Here is an 18169-nt window from a genome sequence, read left to right on the forward strand (position 1 = left end):
GGACAGCGCGTTGCCAAAGCCGCTGTCGCCGCCCGCCACCAGCACCCGGCCATCAGGGAGCAGCGTCGCGGTGTGCTGGGTGCGGGGCAGGTCCAGTCCCGTCGCCGCGGACCAGCTGTTGGTGTCCGGGTCGAAGAGCTCCGCGCCGGCAGAGGCCAGCACGGAGGTGCCTCCACCCACGACCAGCACCTTGCCGGAGGCCAGCAGCGTGGCGGTGTGGCGCTGGCGGCTCGTGGCCATGGCGCCCAGCGAGAACCAGCGGCTGGTGCGCGGATCATACAGCTCCGCGGCGGACGTGCCCCCGCCCGCGACGAGCACATAGCCATTGCGCAGCAGGGTGGCCGTGGCATCCACGCGCACGGAAGCCATGGTGCCGGCGCTGCCCCACGAGGACGCGTCCAGGCGAGAGGCGGAGGTGGAGGGAGCGTCAATGAAAGACGGAGCTTCGGGGGCACAGGCTGTCGCGAACGCAAGCGCGAGCGCGGCCAGCAGGCCGTGAAAACGGATACGGGTCATCGAGGGGGACTTCCTTCACTTCATGGGGGATGCGGCTTTCACCGCATGGGGGGGCGGCCCCTTAACCCAGACGAAGGAAATACAACAACGGAATTCCTATCAATCAGCACCCGCAGGTATCATCGGGATTCATGAGAATGATTCTCGCCGCCGCGCTGGCCGTTGTCCTGTGGGGCTGCGGCGCGACCCAGCCTGTCGTCGAGACCCACTACCGCTCCCGCTCCCTCCAGGAGCAGGGCGACCTCCGGGTCGGCGAATACATCTCCTCCCAGTGGTCACTCCAGACCGCGTCCTATTGGATTGAAGGTCCGGAGGGCCTGGTCCTCATCGACACGCAATTGCTGCCCTCCGCGCTGCGCAAGGAGCTGGCGTTCGCGAAGGACGCCACCGGCAAGGAGGCGAAGCTCGCCATCGTCCTCCACGCGAATCCGGAGAGCTTCAACGGCACGGCCCTGCTCAAGGAGTTGGGAGTCCCGGTCGTCACCTCCGGCCCGGTGCGCGAGCGCATTCCCGCCGTCCACGAGAAGTGGGCGCCCTCCCTCTTCAAGCAGTACTGGAACGGCCGCTACCCCCGGGAGCTCGTGCTCGCGGACAGCTTCGGCGACAGCACCCGGGAGCTGAGCGCGGCGGGCGTCACGCTGAAGGCCCACGTCCTGGGCGCGGGCTCCAGCGCGGCCCACGTCGTCGTGGAATGGGAGGGCCACCTCTTCACCGGCGACCTCGTCGCGCGGGACACGCACACCTGGTTCGAAGGCGGCGACACCACCGAGTGGCTCCAGCGGTTGGACGAACTGCGCGCCTTGAAACCGAAGTGGATCCACCCGGGGCGCGGCCTGCCCGGCGGCCCGGAGTTGCTGGACGCGCAGACCGCCTACGTCCAGGCCGTGCGAGAGGAAGTGACCCGCGAGCGGCGCTCGGAACACCCCAGCGGGGATCCACTCGCGGCGGTGGAGGCGAAGCTGAAGGAGCGCTACCCCGGCCATGCCTACGACAAGCTGCTCCCCCACCTGGTGCGCGCGGAGTGGGCCCGGCAGGCGCCCCGGCGGCCCTGAGGCTTCAGCTGCTCGCGGACGTGTAGTGGCGGATGGACATCAGCCACACCCAACGCGCCATTGCGGCGAACGCCACCGAGCCCACCACCGCGCCCACGAGCCAGGTCCACGGCAGCCGGCCCAGCAGCGCGAGCGCGGGGAAGGTGGTCATCAGCGCCAGCGGGATGATGAAGGTGAACACCCACGCCAGCGAGCCCCGGAACACCGAGGACGGCCAGCGGGCCGCGTCGAAGATGGACGTGAACAGGTACGTGAGGTTGTCCACCTTCACCACGAAGAAGGCCGCGCTCACCACGAGGATCCACATCGAATACAGGATGAGCATGCTCGTCCCGAGCAACACCAGCGACGCGAACACGCCCGGCAGCGACGGCCAGCGCCCCAGCGACACGAACGCGTAGACGAACAGCCCCACGCCGGACAGCACGTTCACCGCGCGCCACGGCAGGAAGCGCTGCGTGGACACCAGGAACTGCGCGTCCGCGGGCTTGAGCAACACGAAGTCCAGCGTGCCCTTGCGGATGTGCTCCACCATGCCCGTGAGGCTGGGGCTGATGGCGCCCTCCAGCACGCCCTGGAGCAACGTGAACCAGCCCACCACCAGCAGCGACTCCTGGAACGTCCACCCCTCGATGCTGGGCCGCGCGTTGAAGACGACGAACAGCGGCGCCAGCGCGGTGAACGTCCATGCCAACGACGTCAGCCCCTCCGCCAGGAAGTCCGCGCGGTACTGCAATGCCAGGAGCCCGGAGGCCTTCAACTGCACGCCCAGCAGGCGCAGGTAGCGCTTCGCGTTCACCACCGCCCTACCCTCCGAACGCCGCGAAGCGCGCCAGGCCCCGCCGCCAGACAGCCATGGACACCACGCCCAGGCCCAGCACCCACGTCCACTGCGCGGCCAGCAACTCCCACGCCTCCTTCGTCGCGTGCGCCCCCGTCATCAGCTCCACCGGCAGCCCCATCTGGTAGCGGAACGGCAACCACTCCATGACGGTGCGCACGCCGGGCGGGAAGAACTCCACCGGGAACATGTATCCGGAGCAGACGAAGAACAGCACCATGTAGACTTCCATCAGCTTCTGGCTGCTCTCCAGGAACAGGCTCAGCGTGCCCAGCAGCACGTTCAGATAGAACGTGATCAGCCACGCGCCCACGATGCCCAGCGCGAACAGCCCCCAGCCTCCCAGCGACGTGGGCACGGCGCGCTCGGCGCCCGCCACCCACAGGCTGATGCCCAGCACGGGCAGGACGATGGCGACGCGCAGCGGAATGCCCGCCAACACCTCCGTCGCGTACGCGAGCAGCGGGGAGATGGGCCGCAGGAGCCGCATCGCCAGCGTGCCCTGCTTCACCTCGTAGCTGACCAGCCACGCCACCCAGGAGCTGGTCATCTGCCGCACGCAGAAGGCCGCGAGGAAGTAGCCCGTGAACTCCGCCTGCCCGAAGCGGCCCACCGGCCCGCCGCGCGCCACCGCCGACCACAGCGCCAGCATGATGAGCGGCATGGTGGTGGCCAGCACCCAGATGATCATCTCCGCGCGGTAGGCCACCGCCTCGGAGAAGCCGATGCGCAGCATCGTGGGCAGCGCCTTGAGGGCCGTGCGCAGGCTCACGCCGTCACCGCCTCCCGGGCGGCCTCCGCCCGGCGCGCCTTGCTCTCCTGGAACAGCTCGCTCATCACCTCTTCCAGGGGCGCGTTCTCCACCGTCAGGTCCGTCACCGGCAGCGTGGACAGCGCGCGGCCCACCGTGGCGTTCACCGCGTCCTGCTGCACCTGGAGCACCGCCGAACCCGGCTCGTGCGACACCACCTTGCCCAGCGAAGCCAGCAGGCTTGCGTCCACCGGCTGGCCCAGCCGCAGCACCACGCGCTTCTCCGGGCGCACGCGCTGCACCAGCGCGTCCAGGCTGCCGTCGTAGGACAGCTGCCCCTTGTCGATGACGATGACGCGCGGGCAGAGCGCCGCCACGTCGTCCATGTAGTGGCTGGTCAGGATGAGCGTGGCGCCCGTCTGCTCGTTGTAGGCCTTGATGAACGCGCGCATCGTCACCTGCATGGACACGTCCAGGCCGATGGTGGGCTCATCCAGGAAGAGCACCCGGGGGCGGTGGATGAGGGCCGCCGCCAGCTCGCACTTCATCCGCTCCCCCAGGCTGAGCTGCCGCGTGGGCTTGCCGATGAGGTCCCCCAGCTCCAGCAGCGACACCAGCTCATCCAGCGTCTGCTTGTACTGGAGGCGGGGCACGTCGTAGATGGCGCGGTTGAGTTCGAACGTCTCCGACGGAGGCAGGTCCCACAGGAGCTGCTGCTTCTGCCCCATCACCAGCATGATCTTCTTGAGGAACGCCTCTTCGCGCAGCCGGGGCACGTGGCCATCCACGGTGACTTCACCCTCGGACGGGTGGAGCAGGCCGGCGAGCACCTTGAGCGTCGTCGTCTTGCCCGCGCCGTTGGGGCCCAGGAAGCCCACGCGCTCCCCGGGCTTGATGTCGAAGGAGATACCGTCCACGGCCTTGACGGTCGTGTAGCTGCGGTGGACGAGCGAGCGCAGGGCCGCCTTCAGGCCAGGCGGGCGCTTGTGGACCTGATAGTGCTTGCGCAGTCCTCGGACGGAAATCATGGCGGGATGGGTTTAACGCGGTCGCCTCCGGGTGGCGACCCCTGATGTGAAGGCAACGATGAGCAACGCATACAGCAAGGACCTGGAGCGATGGCTGCCCCGGCTCATCTCCGTGTGGCGCGCGTCCCGGGGTCGAGAGGACGGGCCGGAAGGACGCCTCACGCCGCAGGAGGTCAAGGAGGTGGGCGCGGGCGTGAAGCAGCTGTCGCACGGCCTCACCCGCGAGCGCCAGCTGGCCGGCGCCCGGTACATGGACGACCCGCGCCTGTTGGGCGCCTACCTCCTCTTCTACTGGCCGGTGTCCTACGCCCAGGCGCGCCAGGTGCTGGGTGAGCTGCCGAACCGCCCGCGGCAGGTGCTGGACCTGGGCAGCGGCCCGGGCCCGGTGGCCTTCGCGGCCATGGACGCGGGCGCCAGCGAAGTGACGGCCGCGGACCGCAGCAAGCCCGCGCTGAACCTGGCGCGCGAGCTGGCCACGGAGGCCGGCGAGGCCATGGCCACGCGCGAGTGGGATCCGATGAAGAAGAACGCCACGCTGCCGGATGGCCAGTACGACCTCATCACGATGGGACACGTCGTGAACGAGCTGTACGGCGCGACGGATGAAGCGCTGAAGCCGCGCGCGGCGCTGCTGGAGTCGGTGCTCGCGAAGGTGAAGAAGGGCGGCAGCCTGCTGGTGATGGAGCCCGCGCTGCGCGAGACGAGCCGCAACCTGCTCAAGGTGCGCGACCTGATGGTGGAGCGCGGCTACGCCATCCGCGCGCCGTGCATGTATCGCGGCGCCTGCCCCGCGCTGGTGAAGGAGACGGACTGGTGCCACGCCGAGCGCGCGTGGCCCATGCCTCGCGTGGTGGAGGAGCTGGCGCGCGTGGCGGGCTTCCACAAGGAATCGCTCAAGATGAGCTACCTGCTGCTGGCGCCCAAGGGCGAGCCGTGGCCGGAGCCTCCGCCGGGCCGGCTGTTCCGCATCGTCAGCGAGTCGCTGGAGGGCAAGGGCCGCCAGCGCTACATCGGCTGCGGACCGGAGGGGCGCGTGGGCCTGGCGATGCAGGAGCGCCACCGCTCGGAGAAGAACGAGAAGTTCTTCCACCTCCAGCGCGGAGACGTCATCGAGGCGACGGACCTGGAGACGAAGGGCGACGGCTTCGCGCTCGGGGAGAACGCCGAGGTGCGCATGGTGGCCCAGGCCGGACGCGGCGTGCCGCCCGCGCCCAAGCCGCCGGAACCGCCGAAGCCCTGAGCGCGGACGACCAGGGCACGGTGGCCGCTCCGTAGGAGGAAGCAGTCCCTCCCCCGGAGGCCCCGTGCCCCGCAGTCGCTTCACGCTGCCCGTCCTCCTCGCCTCCGGTGTGAAATTTTCCAGGAGCGCGATGGCGGCCCGCATCAGCGAGGCACCATCCTCGAAGGAGGACCGTGGCGACTCGTTCTCGGGCTGACGTGGTATCTCTGAACGGCTCGCCCCGTGGGCGCCGTCTGTTGTTAGGTTGCGCCGCACCTCATTCCCAAGGAAGGAACCCCGTGCCCGCACCCACGCCGCTGCGAACGCTCTATCCCGCCATCGAGCCCTACCGCACCGGCCAGTTGAAGGTCACCGGTGGCCACACGGTGCACTTCGAGGAGAGCGGCAACCCGAAGGGCAAGCCCGTGGTGTTCGTGCACGGCGGCCCGGGCGGCGGCACCGACCCGAAGCAGCGCCGCTTCTTCGACCCCAGCGTGTACCGCATCATCCTCTTTGATCAGCGAGGCTGTGGCCGCAGCACGCCGCACGCCAGCCTGATTGAGAACACCACCTGGGACCTGGTGGCGGACATGGAGCGCCTGCGCGAGCACCTGGACCTCGAGCGCTGGATGCTCTTCGGTGGCTCGTGGGGCAGCACCCTGTCGCTCGCGTACGCGGAGGCCCACCCAGAGCGCGTCACGGAGCTGGTGCTGCGCGGCATCTTCCTGTTGCGCAAGCAGGAGATCGACTGGTTCTACCAGCGCGGCGCGAGCGCGATGTTCCCGGACGCGTGGGAGCACTTCCTCGCGCCCATCCCCGAGGAAGAGCGCGGCAACCTGCTCCAGGCCTACGCGAAGCGGCTGATGGGTGACGACAAGCATTCACAGCAGGAGGCCGCGAAGGCGTGGAGCGTCTGGGAGGGCCGCACCAGCTGCCTGTACCCCAACGCGGAGCTCATCGCGCGCAACGCGGGCGACGACTTCGCCATCGCCTTCGCGCGCATCGAGTGCCACTACTTCGTGAACAAGGGCTTCCTGCGCACGGACACCCAGCTGCTGGACGACGTGCACCGCATCCGCCACATCCCCACCGTCATCGTGCAGGGCCGCTACGACGTCGTGTGCCCGCCGGAGAGCGCGTGGGCCCTGCACCGCGCGTGGCCGGAGGCCCAGTTCGTCATCGTGCCGGACGCGGGCCACTCCGCCAACGAGCCCGGCAACACCTCCGCCCTCATCGAGGCCACGGACCGCTTCCGCGGCCTGTAACGGCCGCGGGCACGGGCCAGGACGTCACATGTCCTGGCCTTCGGGCTCCGGGTCGTCCGATTGCCACTCGCACTTGCGGGCGTTCCACACGAGATGGGCCACGTGCTGGCCCGCCGTGGAGACGTTGAAGCGCTTCCACGCCTCCGGTCCCGGCTGATCCGCCATGAGCTCCACCAGCGACAGGTCGTCCGCCCCGGGCTCCGTCAGGGAGGGCGACTCCACCAGCTTCCCGCAGCCCGGCGCCATCAGGACGCCATCCGGCTTCTTCATGCTCACGATGGGCGAGCCGACGGCTACCACCGCCATGGGCATCCCCAGGTCGGTGACCACCTTCTGGACGCGTGCATCCCGGGCCATGCAGCTCGTGGCACTGTCCTTGAGGAGCAGCTCCGCCGTCGTGCTGCCCTGCTTCGCCTGGGCCTGAAGCGCCATGACGCGCTCCTTCGCCTGGGCCTGATCCTCCGGCGTGCACGGCCCCACGCACCGACCCTTCATCAGGACCTCCGCCAGCACGGCCGGTCCCTGAGCCACGCGCAAGAGCAGGTCCGAGGACTGGCACTCCATCACCGTGCGCGGGTTCAACCGGTGCTCGGTGAGCACCAGGCCCGGCGCGTTCGGGAAAGGATGCGAGGCCGCCACCTTCGCGTCCGTCTTGAGCGGCGACTTCAGCGCGTTGGGCGTGGGGCACGACAGCGCGGCGGTGCCGGTCAGCTGCCGCACGGACGCGTCCTGCGCCCAGGGCAGCACCAGGGCCATCGCGCGGTCCGCGTCCTCCTTCGTGCCGCACACGCCCAGCACCGCGAACTGCTGCCCCTCTTCGAGCCCCGGAAGCGCCTTCGCGGCCATCACCTTGGGGAAGCCCTTCGCGGGCTTCACCCACGCCAGCGCGCGGTCCTTCTTCAGCTCGGCCAGCTTCTTGGAAAGCGCGGGCGCATTCGCGTCCTGACCCAGCACGACGGCCCAGGGCGCTTCCGCTCCCAGGGCCCCCGTGGAGGACAGGACACAGCTCAGGACGGCGAGGACACTCCAGACGGGACGGGGTGAGCGCATGAGGCGCGCACTCCACCCCATTCCCCGCTCAGCCGCGAGGGGTCAGCGACTTGGCCAGCTCCTCGTAGAGGTGGATGGCGGAGCGGATGGCCTTCTCCCAGTCGCCCAGGTGCAGGCTCTCGTTCTCCGAATGGGCGTACGTGTACGGATCCTCCACGCCGATGAGCAGCGCGGGCACGCCGCCGAGCTCCTTCGCGAACGGCTCCACGAACGGAATCGAGCCACCGCACCCGATGGTGACCGGCTTCTTCGCGTAGCCCTTCTCCAGCGCGCGGAACGCCGCCTGGAACGCCGGATGCGACGAATCCGTGTACCACCAGCCGGATGCCTGGTCCTCGCGGATCTCCAGCTCCAGGCCCCACGGGCACACCTTCTTCAGGTGCGCCACCAGCCGGCGCTGCACGTCCTCCGGATCCATGTCCGGCACCACGCGGATGCCCACGCGCGCCCACGCGGACTCCACGACGATGTTGCGCGCGTCCTTGCGGCTGCTGGCCTGGATGGCGTTGATGGCCAGGCTCGGCTGACGCCAGTTCGTCTCCCAGGGGTGCCGCCCACCGCCCAGCAGCTGCACGCCCTCGCGCAGGCCCACCTGCTCGCGGAAGGTCGCGTCGTCGCCGGGCAGCGCCTGGATGCTCTGGCGCTCCGCCTCCGTCAGCGGCTTCACCTGCTCCATCACGCCTTCAATCGCGATGGAGCCATCCGCGTGCGTCAGCGACGCCAGCATCCGGCACAGCGCCATCGCCGGATCCGGAATGGGCCCGCCCCACATGCCGGAGTGCACCGCCTGCTGAAGCCCCCGCACCTCCACGTCCACCGTCACCAGCCCGCGCAGCGCCGTGGTGATGGACGGCAGGCCCGTGTCGAAGTTGGTCGTGTCCGTCAACACGATGGCGTCCGCCGCCACCAGCTTCGCGTGCTTCTGGAGAAATGCACCCAGGTGGTCACTGCCCGCCTCCTCCTCGCCCTCGATGATGACCTTCACGTTGAGTGGGAGTTGGCCGGTGCTCTTGAGCCATGCGTCCACGGCGGAGGTGTGCACGACGATGCCTGCCTTGTCGTCCGCCGCGCCGCGTCCGTACAGGCGGCCGTCGCGCTCCTCGGGCTCGAAGGGCGGGCTCTTCCAGGCTGCTTCGTCTCCCGCGGGCTGCACGTCATGGTGCGCGTAGAGGAGGAGCGTGGGACGGCCCGGCGCCTTGAGCACCTCGCCATAGACATACGGATGCGCGCCCTCGATTTCGAGCAGTTGAACGTTTTCAAACCCACGGTCCTTCAACAGGGCCGCGGTGGCCTCCGCGCTCTTTCGCACAAGGGCGGCGTCGAACCCGGGAAAGGACACACTGGGTATGCGTACGAGTGCCTTGAGGTCCTCCAGGTACGCGGCCTTGTGGGACTCGAAATGGGACAGCGCGGGATTGGTGGACATGCCCACCCCTTAACCCAAAAGCCGAGCAGGCACGTGGGATGCGCACGCCCAAACGTCGCGCGTCTTATGTATCCTCCCGTCCATGCCCGGACTACCTACCCTGCTGTTGGTGGATGACGACAGCTTCGTGCGTCGCATCCTCAAGGACGTCATCGCGGACACGGGGATCGACCTGCGGCTGCTGGAGGCCGCGGACGGGGAGGAAGGGCTGGCGCTGGCGGAGAAGGAGCAGCCGGCGGTGATGTTCCTGGACCTCTTCATGCCGAAGAAGAGCGGGCTGGAGGTGCTGGGCGCCATCAAGACTGTTTCACCGGAGACGCGCGTGCTGGTCATCAGCAGCATGGACGCGGAGCCCGTGGTGGAGCAGGCCATCGCCGCGGGGGCGATGGGCTTCGTGGGCAAGCCCTTCCATCCCCTGGAGATCGCCGCCGCCGTACGCCAGGCGCTCGCGTCCTGATTCCGCTGAGGTCCTCGTGTCGTCATCCGTTGTCGGTTACTGGGTGGGAGATTCGCTCGGCCGAGTGCTGGGCCCCCTGCAACTGCAAGCCTTCCGCGACCTCATCGCCTCCGGTCGCCTGAAGACAGCCGTGCGCGCGTCGCGCGACGGCACGAACTGGGTCGCGCTCCAGGAGCTCCAGGAGGTCCGCGACCTGTTCACCACCGCGGCGCCCACGTCCTCCGTCGAAAACCAGCAGGCGGAGCGCCTTCGCAACCAGCTGCGCGGACTGCTGCACCTGCCGCCGCACGAGGTGTTCGGGCTCAAGCCGCAGGCGTCGCTCGATGAGTTCCGGCTCGCCTTCTTCCGCATGGCGAAGCGCTTCTCACCGGAGCACCTGTCGTCGGATCTGCATCCGGAGCTGCGCAAGGTCTCCGTTGAAATCTTCGACTTCCTCTCGCGGCGGATCCGCGAGGCGGAGACGCTCTTCCTCCAGGGCGCGATGCAGCCTCCCGCGCCCCCGCCGCCCCGGCTGGACATGAGCGGCGCGCAGCCCTCCGCGCCGCTGCCGATGAGTGGAACCGCGGTGCCCGCGCGTCCGCCGCCGGTGATGACGCCGCAGGCCTCGCGTCCTCAGGCCGCCGCGATTCCGCCGACGCCCGTGCCGGGTTCCCTCACGCGTCCGCCGGTCGCCGCGATTCCGCCAACGCCTGTTCCGGGGTCCTTCACGCGTCCGCAGGCCGCAGCGATTCCGCCAACGCCTGTTCCGGGGTCCTTCACGCGTCCGCAGGCCGCAGCGATTCCGCCGACGCCCGTGCCGGGCAGCATGACGCGTCCGGGGGTTCCGTCCGCGCCGCCCCGGCCTCCGCCGGTGATGACGCCCACGACGCGTCCGGTGACGCCGCCTCCGCCCGCGCCGGCTCCCGCGCCGGCTCCCGCACCGCCTCCGCCCGCGCCCGCGCCCTTCCGGCGCCCCATGGCCGCCCCCGCGCCCTCGTATTCGAGCGCCGAGTTCGTGGGACTGGAGCGCCGGTCGGACGACCGGCTCCACGCGGACGTGAAGGTGTCGATGAAGAACATGGGCATCTTCACCGACCACCGCATCATCAACCTGTCGTCGGGCGGCCTGTTCATCGGCACGGACCGGCCGCTGCGGCTGGGGACGCAGGTGGAGCTCACCTTGCGCTTCGATGATCCGGAGCGGGTGATGACCCTGCGCAGCTCCGTCATCTGGGAGAACTCCCTGGACGACGGCAAGAACCCCAAGGGCTACGGGTTGCGCCTGAGCTCGCTGCGCGCGGAGGAACGGGACTTCATCCAGCAGTACGTCCGCCGCCCCAAGAAGCCCTGACAGGTTCCCGGGCGGGTGACTCCGCTCGGGATTAGAACAACTGCCCCAGGAAGACCGCGCTCATCGCCACGAAGGCGACCCACACGGCCATGACGGACTTCAATTCCAGGTCCCGGCGGTCCAACTCGTTCGCGAAGTTCATGGTGTCTCCTCCAGTGCTCAACGCCTTCATCCCTTCCTACGGCGCACCCGCGCGGCGATTGCCTCCGGGCTCCCGTTCCCCTGGAACGCAGGGGCGGCGATGAGCGTCTCCGGCCCGCCCGGCACGCTGGATGGCCTGCTGCCCGCGCTGCCGGTGCCGCTGTTCGTGATTCGCGGGGACCGGCTGGTGTTCGCCAACACCGCGCTGCGGACGCTGCTGGGCCTGCGCGAGGACGAGCTGCCGTCACTGCTGGAGCTCTCCGCGCGCTTCGGACCGGAGGAGCGCTCCTGGGTGGAGCCCCTGTGCGAAGCGCTGATGCGCGGCGAGCAACCCACGCCGGTGCGGCCCGCGTTCGTGCGCATGCGCGGCGCGGATGGACGCCTGCACCTGCTCTCCCCCGTCACCGCGCCGGGCCGCGTGCCGGAGGAGCAACTGGTGCTGCTCCTGGACGCGGAGGGCGGGGATGCGGTGCGCACGCTGTCCACCATGCTGGTGGCCACCGCGGCGGAGCTCCTGCGCTGCCGCGACGAGGACGCGGTGCTGGAGCTGGCGGTGGACGCCCTTCACCGGCAGGGCTTCTACGTCTCCGTGCTGCTGCTGGAGGGGGACTTCCTGCGCCACGGTCCCATGCGCCAGGAGGCGGAGAGCCTGGCGGCGGCGTCGCGGCTGTACGGACAGGACGTGCACGCTGTGCGCCTCCACCGCTCGGGGATGCCACACCTGGCGGAGGTGCTCACGAGCCGCCGGGCGGTGTTCCATCCGGACGCGTTCAGCACGGCGCGGCGGCTGCACACGCCGGAGGTGGCGGACACCATCCAGCGCATCTACCCGCCGGGCTCACGCGCGCTGGACGCGCCCATCTTCGTGGGGGACGAACCCTTCGGCGTGCTGGCGGTGCAGTCCACCACGCTGACGCCCGCGAACGCGGGGGCGCTGGAGCTGTTCGCGCAGCTCATTGGCGGCGCGCTGGAGAACGTGCGGCACCACCGCGCGGCGGAGGCACGGCTCGCGGAGGTGTCCCGCCTGCAGAACGAGCTCATCGCCAGCGAGCGGCTGACGGCGCTGGGCGAGGCGGCGGGCGTCGTGGCCCACGAGGTACGCAATCCCCTGGGCGCCATCCTCAACACGGTGGCGGTGCTCAAGCGTGAACCCCGCCTGGGGCCCGCGGGCGCCTCCGCCGTGGAGATGCTGGAGGAGGAGGCCATCCGGCTGGAGGACATCGTGCGCGACCTGCTGGACGCGGTGCGCCCGCTGGAGCCCCGGCCGCGCCCCGTCTCGCTGGGCGAGCTGGTGCACCGCGCGCTCGCACAGCTGCTCCATGGGCGAGAGGAATTGCCCAAGCCGCGCGTGGCGTTCGACGAGGCGCCGGACGTGCCGGACCTGTCCGGCGACGAGACGCTGTTGCAGCTGGCCGTCACGCACCTGATGCGCAACGCCATCCAGGCCTCGCCGCGCGGAGGCACGGTGCGCGTGGAGGTGCGCCGCGTGCCGGACGGTGTCTCGCTGAGCGTGGAGGACGAGGGCCCGGGCATCGCGGGCTTGGATCCGCAGCGCGTCTTCGAGCCCTTCTTCCTCACCCGCGCAAACGGCCGGGGCCTGGGCCTGGCCATCGTGCGCCGCGTGGTGCTCGCGCACGGGGGCAAGGTGCGCGCGGGCGCGCGTCCCGAAGGCGGCGCGCGCTTCGAGCTGGTGCTGCCGCTCTAGCTCAGCCGCCCGCCAGCACCAGCAGACAGCGCAGGCCGCCATTCTTCACCTGGAGCTGCCTCGCGCCCTTCAGTCCCAGCGCCGCCACCAGCTTCGGATCCTCGGGGACGATGAGCGCCTTGCGCCAGTCGCGGAACGCGCCGTTCATCGTCGCGCCCAACGCACGGTAGAGGTCCGGCAGGTCCTCCGTTTCGCCCACGCGCTTGCCATAGGGCGGGTTGGCCACCACCAGCCCGGGTGCGTCCGGAGGGGCCTTCAGCGTGCGCAGGTCATGCCGCTCCAGCGTCAGCGTCACGCCCGCGCGTCTGGCATTGCGCCGCGCCGTGCCCAGCGCACCCGCGTTGAGGTCGTATCCGCGCATGGGGGCGCGAGGCTCCGCCAGCCCTTCCGCTTCCGCTTCCGTGCGGCGGTGCGCCCAGGCCGCCTTGTCGTAGGACGGGAAGGACTGGAACGCGAACGTGCGCAGCAGGCCCGGCGCGCGGCGCTGGGACATCCACGCGCCCTCCACCAGGAATGTGCCCGAGCCGCACATCGGATCCACCAGGGGCACGTCCCCCGCGTAGCCCGCGAGCCGGAGGATGCCCGCGGCCAGCGTCTCGCGCAGGGGCGCGCGGCCCACCTCCTGCCGGTAGCCGCGCTGGTACAGGGGCGCTCCGGACGTGTCCACGCTCACCGTCCAGCGCTCTCCTTCGCCGCGCACCAGCAGCGTGAGCTCCGGCCCCCCACCCTCCTCGTCCAGGTGTCCCGCGACCGTCACCTCGCACGGGTCCCAGGCCACGGCCGCGGACTCCAGCACCACGGCGGGCCCCGGGGCCACGGAGCGGTGCAGCGTCACGGACAGCCGCAGTGGCACCTTGCCGTCCCAGACGCCCGCCATGGGCAGCGCTTGCAGCCCATGCACCAGCGCGTCCGCGGTGGGCGCCGTGAAGGTGCCCAGGCGCAGGAGCACGCGGCTCGCGGTGCGCACGCGCAGGTTCGCCGTCTGGTGCAGGCCGGACGGGCCCTCGCACTCGATGCCGCCCTCCGCGCGCCGGAAGGACAGCCCCAGTTCGCGCGCCTCCGACTCCAGCGCGGGCTCCAGGCCCGGCAGCGTGGACACGTAGATGGACTCGCCCGTCCGGGCCTGAGCGTCCGTCACGCCGACCGCGTCCGTGCGGAGGAACCCGCGTCCATCGCGGCCTGCTCCAACGCGCGCTCCATCTGGTTCAGGTCATACGGCTTGGGCAGCAGCACCACACGCTCCAGCGCCTTGCCGTCCTCGGCCGACACCGCGCGCGAGTCTCCGGAGGCAATGATGATTCGCAGGGCTGGATACAGCCGCACGGCCTCGCGCGCCAGCACCACGCCGGACTTGCCCGGCAGCGTCACGTCCGTGAAGAGCAGGTCGAAGGCATCCTTCGCCAGCGCCTCGCTCGCCGCCTCCGCGCTCTCCACCGCGAGCACGGTGTGCCCCAGGTCCGTCATCAGCTCGGACGCGGATTCGCGGATGTCCGCGTCGTCCTCCACCAGGAGGATGCGCAGCGCACCGTTCGCCTTCGCCTCCACGGGAGCGGGCGTGGGCGCGCGGTACGGCTTCGCCGCCAACCGCTGCTCGCGTCCGCGCAGGAGCACGCGAATCTTTCGCGCCAGGTCCTCGCGCCGGTACGGCTTGGACAGCAGGCTCACGCCTGGATCCAACCGGCCGCCGTGCACGATGGCGTTCTCCGTGTAGCCGGACGTGAAGAGCACCTCGATGTCCGGCAGGTGCGCCTTCGCCAGCCGCGCCAGCTCCGGGCTGCGCACCGGCCCCGGCATCACCACGTCCGTGAAGAGCAGGTCCACCGGCAGGCCGCTCTGGATGACCGCGAGCGCGCTCTGGCCGTCGTGTGCCTTGAGCACGCGGTAACCCAGCTCCGTGAGCACCTCCACCACCGTGGCCCGCACCGCCGCGTCGTCCTCCACCACGAGGATGGTCTCCGTGCCGCCCTCCACCGGCCCCGTACCGGTTTCCGCCGGCTGCGCCGCCGCCTGGAAGGTGCGCGGCAGGTAGATCTTGATGGACGTGCCGTGGCCCAGCTCGCTGTAGATTTTGACGTGGCCGCCGGACTGCTTCACGAAGCCGTACACCATGCTCAGGCCCAGGCCCGTGCCGCGCCCCTCCGGCTTGGTGGTGAAGAACGGCTCGAACGCGCGCTGCATCACCTCCGGCGTCATGCCGGAGCCCGTGTCGGAGATGGCCAGCAGCACGTACTGCCCCGCCGTCACCTCCGGGTGCATCATCGCGTAGTGGTCATCCAGCATCGCGTTGCCGGCCTCGATGGTCAGCTTGCCCCGGCCGTCCATGGCGTCGCGCGCGTTGATGGCCAGGTTGAGGATGACGTTCTCCAACTGGTTGCGGTCCACGGACGTGTTCCACAGCCCGCCCGCGATGACCGTCTCCACCTCCACGTCCTCGCCCAGCGCGCGGCGCAAGAGGTCGTCCATGTCCCGCACCAGCCGTCCCAGGCTGAGCGCCGTGGGCGCCAGGGGCTGCCTGCGCGCGAACGCGAGCAGCTGCGACGCCAGCCGCGCCCCGCGCTCCACCGCGCCCAGCGCCGTCTCCAGACGCCGCTGCGCGCGCGAGTCACCCACCGTGTCGCGCTGGAGCAACTGGAGATTCCCGCTCACCACCTGGAGCAGGTTGTTGAAGTCATGCGCCACGCCGCCGGTGAGCTTGCCCACCGCCTCCATCTTCTGCGCCTGGAGCAGCGCGGCCTCCGCCTGGCGGCGCTCCGCCTCGCTCTCCTCCAGCGCCCGCGTGCGCGCGCGAACCAGCTCCTCCAGGTGGTCGCGGTGGCGGGCCAGCTCGTCCTCCGCCCGCTTCTGCGCCGTCATGTCGTGGCCCTGGACGAAGATGCCAGAGACGCTGCCGTCCGCCTCGATGACGGGCTGGTAGACGAAGTCCAGGAAGGCCTCCACCAGCGGCCCCCCGGGCTCGCGCTGCAACTGCAGCCCCATGTTGTGCCCGACGAAGGGCTCGCCGGTCGTGAACACCCGGTCCAGCAGCTCGAAGAAGCCCTGCCCGGCCACCTCCGGCAGGGCCTCCCGCACCGTCTTGCCCAGCAGGTCCCGGTGCCCCACGAGCTGGAGGTAGGAGCGGTTGGCCAGCTCGAACACGTGCTCCGGCCCCTTCAGCGAACACATGAAGCCCGGCGCCTGTTCGAACAGGCGCCGCAGGTGCCGGCGCTCGTCGTCCAGCACCCGGTTGGCCTCCTGCACCGCCTGGGCGCGCGCGAGCACTCCGCTCATCAACTGCGTCCGCGGCCCGCCCCCATCCAGTGACGTCTCCGGGCCGCGCACGGCCTGCTTGAGCTGATGCAGCTCCGTCACGTCCATCGTGTGCTGGAGGATGAAGGCCACCTCGCCCCGCCCGTCCAGGAGGGGCGTGTGCGTGGCGCTCCAGTAGCGCTCCTCCAGCACCACGCCGCCGTCCGTCTGGCGGGGCACCCGGTAGGGAATGATGGCCAGCGTGTCCGGCACCCGCTCCGTCAGCACGCGGCGGAACGAGTCGCGCAGCATCCGGGTGCTGGCATTGGCCGGGTCGTCCGGGTCGTGCGGGAACGCATCGAAGGGGGTGCGCCCGACCAGGTTCTCCAGCCGGCTGGCGGTCACCCGCAGGTAGGCCGAGTTCGCGGTGACGTACCGCAGCTCCCGGTCCAGCAGCATGTAGGGATTGGGCGACAGCTCGAAGAGCGTCTGGAAATCGAAGGGTGCCTGCATCCATTCACGGGGAGGTCCAGCAACCTCCCCGCCTTTCCTGGGGCCGCCGCGAACGCGGAAAGGGGTTCCCGTCCAGTGTACGGACATCCCCTCCATCGCACCGGTCAAAAGGCGGTGGGCCCCCGTCTTCCCGGGCGCCAGGCCTCCCTGGGGGCAGCCTTCTGGACACCACTCAACATCTGTCCCACCCAGGCACCCATTGGACCTGCCACATCCGTCAGGACTGTAAGATTGAGCGGGCCTTTCAGACCTCTCAATTCCCATGCTATGAGATTATTACCGTCAAGGCGGTGTAGTCCCACATGAACCGGGGTGTGCGGCAGGGGGTCGCCTTGGACGGGGGAGGAAACGACCTCCCGGCCTTCCGCCAGAGCGCTCGCGCCCGGCAGGAGGTCTGTCCCCAGATGCTCGCCGTTCCAGAACCGTTGTCGCTGGATGACTCGGAAGCGGTCACCTCCCGTGCGTTTGACCGTCGCGCCTTGACGGCGTCGGTGAGGGAGCTGTCGGTGGTGACCAACGCGCGCGGCCTGTGGGCGGTGGCGCGCCAATGGCTCATCATCGCGCTGTCGGTGGCGTTCGTGGTGCAGGTGGACCGGTGGTGGGCGTGGGTGCTGGCCGCGGTGGTCATCTCCACGCGGCAGCACGCGCTTTTGAGCCTGGTGCACGAAGCCTCGCACCACCACCTGCTCACGAACCGCAAGACCAATGACGTGCTGGCGGACCTGCTGTGCGCGTTCCCCATGAACATCACCACGGAGGGCTATCGCAAGGAGCACGCGGAGCATCACCGCTATGTCAACACGGAGAAGGACCCGTACTGGCGCACGGCGCAGCGCGACCATGCGTGGATGTTCCCGCGCACGCGATGGGGCATGGCGCGGGTGCTGCTGGGGGACATGGTGGGCTTCTTCACTCCGTCCCACGTGCGCATCATGATTCCCTGGTCCTATACGGGCCGCGCGATGGGCAAGGGTGGCCCGCCGCCGTCCCGCGCGGAGCACATCCGCTACGCGCTGTGGCTCACCGGCTTCATCACCTTCCTCACGCTCACGGGCGGCTGGCTCCACTACCTGCTCTTGTGGTCCATCCCGTCGCTGACGCTGATGATGATGGCCTTCCGCATCCGCGCGGTGGTGGAGCACCCCTTCACCGCCGCCACCCCGGATGAGACGCACGAGACGCGGGACGTGGCGGCCGCCACCTGGTTCGAGCGCTTCTTCATCGCGCCCTTCAACGCCAGCTACCACCTGTCCCATCACCTCTTCCCGTCCGTGCCCTACTACCACCTGCCCGCGCTGCACGAGCGGCTCAAGCAGACGAACCTCTACCGCCCCGGGGAGAATCATTTCCAGACGTACCTGGGCGGGGAGACGAGTGCGTGGAGCTTCCTCACGTCGCTGGGCAGGAATGAAGGCCGTGTTCCATTGCCTGTGAAGGATTGAAGCCGAACCCATCACGGCACGGCTTGCTTTCCCCTGGAGGCGCCCCCGTGGCGCCTCCAGGCGTGGGAAGGGCCCGCCCGCCTGAGCCATCCCCTCATATGAAACCGAGCGCTTCTTTGAAGACAGGGTGCTGATGGAGGAGTTCGGCGAAGCGCTCGACAAGCGGAAGCAGTCGCTCCTCCTTCATCATGGGAATGGCTTGGTAATA

The 18169-nt window shown here is 69.9% G+C and carries 15 protein-coding genes; 7 read left to right on the plus strand and 8 right to left on the minus strand.

The genetic code is table 11. From position 1 onward, the window contains the following. On the minus strand, positions 1-516 hold a 516-nt coding region (locus D7Y11_RS33865; RefSeq protein ID WP_233607468.1), incomplete at its 3' end, for a kelch repeat-containing protein. A 131-nt stretch (positions 517-647) separates the two neighbouring features. On the opposite strand from D7Y11_RS33865, the gene D7Y11_RS33870 reads away from it, so the two are divergent. Then, positions 648-1568, plus strand: a complete 921-nt coding sequence (locus tag D7Y11_RS33870) for an MBL fold metallo-hydrolase (protein WP_233597075.1) — start codon at positions 648-650, stop codon at positions 1566-1568. Positions 1569-1572: 4 nt separating this feature from the next. Here D7Y11_RS33870 and D7Y11_RS33875 read toward each other — a convergent pair whose 3' ends face one another. The 3 genes from D7Y11_RS33875 to D7Y11_RS33885 are packed head-to-tail and all read right to left on the minus strand — an operon-like array spanning position 1573 to position 4188. Beyond that, the gene (locus tag D7Y11_RS33875; protein ID WP_120577506.1) at positions 1573-2367 is read right to left on the minus strand and encodes an ABC transporter permease; all 795 of its coding nucleotides are present in this window, start codon (positions 2365-2367) and stop codon (positions 1573-1575) included. Positions 2368-2374: 7 nt separating this feature from the next. Further along, positions 2375-3181 carry an ABC-2 family transporter protein gene (locus D7Y11_RS33880; RefSeq protein ID WP_121755293.1) on the minus strand — a complete coding sequence of 269 codons (807 nt, stop codon included), beginning with the start codon at positions 3179-3181 and terminating at the stop codon, positions 2375-2377. Beyond that, positions 3178-4188 carry an ATP-binding cassette domain-containing protein gene (locus D7Y11_RS33885; RefSeq protein WP_121755294.1) on the minus strand — a complete coding sequence of 337 codons (1011 nt, stop codon included), beginning with the start codon at positions 4186-4188 and terminating at the stop codon, positions 3178-3180. The genes D7Y11_RS33880 and D7Y11_RS33885 overlap by 4 nt, the downstream gene beginning before the upstream one ends. Before the next feature lie 58 nt (positions 4189-4246). Here D7Y11_RS33885 and D7Y11_RS33890 point away from each other — a divergent pair, with 58 nt between their 5' ends. Both D7Y11_RS33890 and pip read left to right on the plus strand, forming a co-directional pair. Next, a complete protein-coding gene (locus tag D7Y11_RS33890; RefSeq protein WP_120577494.1) occupies positions 4247-5428 on the plus strand; it encodes a small ribosomal subunit Rsm22 family protein in 1182 nt (393 codons plus the stop codon). A gap of 278 nt (positions 5429-5706) precedes the next feature. Continuing rightward, positions 5707-6672 carry a prolyl aminopeptidase gene (gene pip / locus D7Y11_RS33895; RefSeq protein WP_126935765.1) on the plus strand — a complete coding sequence of 322 codons (966 nt, stop codon included), beginning with the start codon at positions 5707-5709 and terminating at the stop codon, positions 6670-6672. A gap of 24 nt (positions 6673-6696) precedes the next feature. On the opposite strand, the gene D7Y11_RS33900 is transcribed toward pip, so the two are convergent. Continuing rightward, a complete protein-coding gene (locus tag D7Y11_RS33900; protein WP_126935766.1) occupies positions 6697-7722 on the minus strand; it encodes a hypothetical protein in 1026 nt (341 codons plus the stop codon). Positions 7723-7750: 28 nt separating this feature from the next. Continuing rightward, on the minus strand, positions 7751-9148 hold the full coding sequence (locus D7Y11_RS33905; protein ID WP_199753863.1) for a M20/M25/M40 family metallo-hydrolase: 1398 nt from the start codon (positions 9146-9148) through the stop codon (positions 7751-7753). Positions 9149-9230: 82 nt separating this feature from the next. On the opposite strand from D7Y11_RS33905, the gene D7Y11_RS33910 reads away from it, so the two are divergent. The 3 genes from D7Y11_RS33910 to D7Y11_RS33920 all read left to right on the plus strand — a co-directional run bounded on the left by D7Y11_RS33910 (position 9231) and on the right by D7Y11_RS33920 (position 12781). Beyond that, a complete protein-coding gene (locus tag D7Y11_RS33910) occupies positions 9231-9605 on the plus strand; it encodes a response regulator (RefSeq protein ID WP_120577507.1) in 375 nt (124 codons plus the stop codon). Between the two features lie 16 nt (positions 9606-9621). Further along, a complete protein-coding gene (locus tag D7Y11_RS33915) occupies positions 9622-10935 on the plus strand; it encodes a TIGR02266 family protein (protein WP_126935768.1) in 1314 nt (437 codons plus the stop codon). 241 nt (positions 10936-11176) lie between these two features. Further along, positions 11177-12781 (plus strand): ATP-binding protein, encoded by a 1605-nt coding sequence (locus D7Y11_RS33920; RefSeq protein WP_120577499.1) that lies wholly within the window; start codon positions 11177-11179, stop codon positions 12779-12781. Between the two features lies 1 nt (position 12782). Here the strand turns inward: D7Y11_RS33920 and D7Y11_RS33925 are convergent, their stop codons facing one another. Both D7Y11_RS33925 and D7Y11_RS33930 read right to left on the minus strand, forming a co-directional pair. Beyond that, positions 12783-13919, minus strand: a complete 1137-nt coding sequence (locus tag D7Y11_RS33925; RefSeq protein ID WP_126935769.1) for a class I SAM-dependent RNA methyltransferase — start codon at positions 13917-13919, stop codon at positions 12783-12785. Then, complete coding sequence (locus D7Y11_RS33930; RefSeq protein ID WP_126935770.1) at positions 13916-16519, minus strand: response regulator; 2604 nt, start codon at positions 16517-16519, stop codon at positions 13916-13918. Before D7Y11_RS33930 ends, D7Y11_RS33925 begins: the two co-directional genes overlap by 4 nt. A gap of 404 nt (positions 16520-16923) precedes the next feature. Here D7Y11_RS33930 and D7Y11_RS33935 point away from each other — a divergent pair, with 404 nt between their 5' ends. Continuing rightward, complete coding sequence (locus D7Y11_RS33935) at positions 16924-17961, plus strand: fatty acid desaturase family protein (RefSeq protein WP_233597076.1); 1038 nt, start codon at positions 16924-16926, stop codon at positions 17959-17961. The last annotated feature ends 208 nt before the right edge of the window (positions 17962-18169 follow it).

The sequence above is a fragment of the Corallococcus sp. AB018 genome (genome assembly GCF_003986945.1).
GTDB lineage: Bacteria > Myxococcota > Myxococcia > Myxococcales > Myxococcaceae > Corallococcus > Corallococcus exiguus.

Coding starts and splice junctions, on each gene's coding strand:
- D7Y11_RS33870 (WP_233597075.1), top strand. CDS start 648: ATGAGAATGATTCTCGCCGCCGCGCTGGCCGTTGTCCTGTGGGGCTGC.
- D7Y11_RS33885 (WP_121755294.1), bottom strand. CDS start 4,188: ATGATTTCCGTCCGAGGACTGCGCAAGCACTATCAGGTCCACAAGCGC.
- D7Y11_RS33890 (WP_120577494.1), top strand. CDS start 4,247: ATGAGCAACGCATACAGCAAGGACCTGGAGCGATGGCTGCCCCGGCTC.
- D7Y11_RS33900 (WP_126935766.1), bottom strand. CDS start 7,722: ATGCGCTCACCCCGTCCCGTCTGGAGTGTCCTCGCCGTCCTGAGCTGT.
- D7Y11_RS33905 (WP_199753863.1), bottom strand. CDS start 9,148: ATGTCCACCAATCCCGCGCTGTCCCATTTCGAGTCCCACAAGGCCGCG.
- D7Y11_RS33910 (WP_120577507.1), top strand. CDS start 9,231: ATGCCCGGACTACCTACCCTGCTGTTGGTGGATGACGACAGCTTCGTG.
- D7Y11_RS33920 (WP_120577499.1), top strand. CDS start 11,177: ATGAGCGTCTCCGGCCCGCCCGGCACGCTGGATGGCCTGCTGCCCGCG.
- D7Y11_RS33930 (WP_126935770.1), bottom strand. CDS start 16,519: ATGCAGGCACCCTTCGATTTCCAGACGCTCTTCGAGCTGTCGCCCAAT.
- D7Y11_RS33935 (WP_233597076.1), top strand. CDS start 16,924: ATGCTCGCCGTTCCAGAACCGTTGTCGCTGGATGACTCGGAAGCGGTC.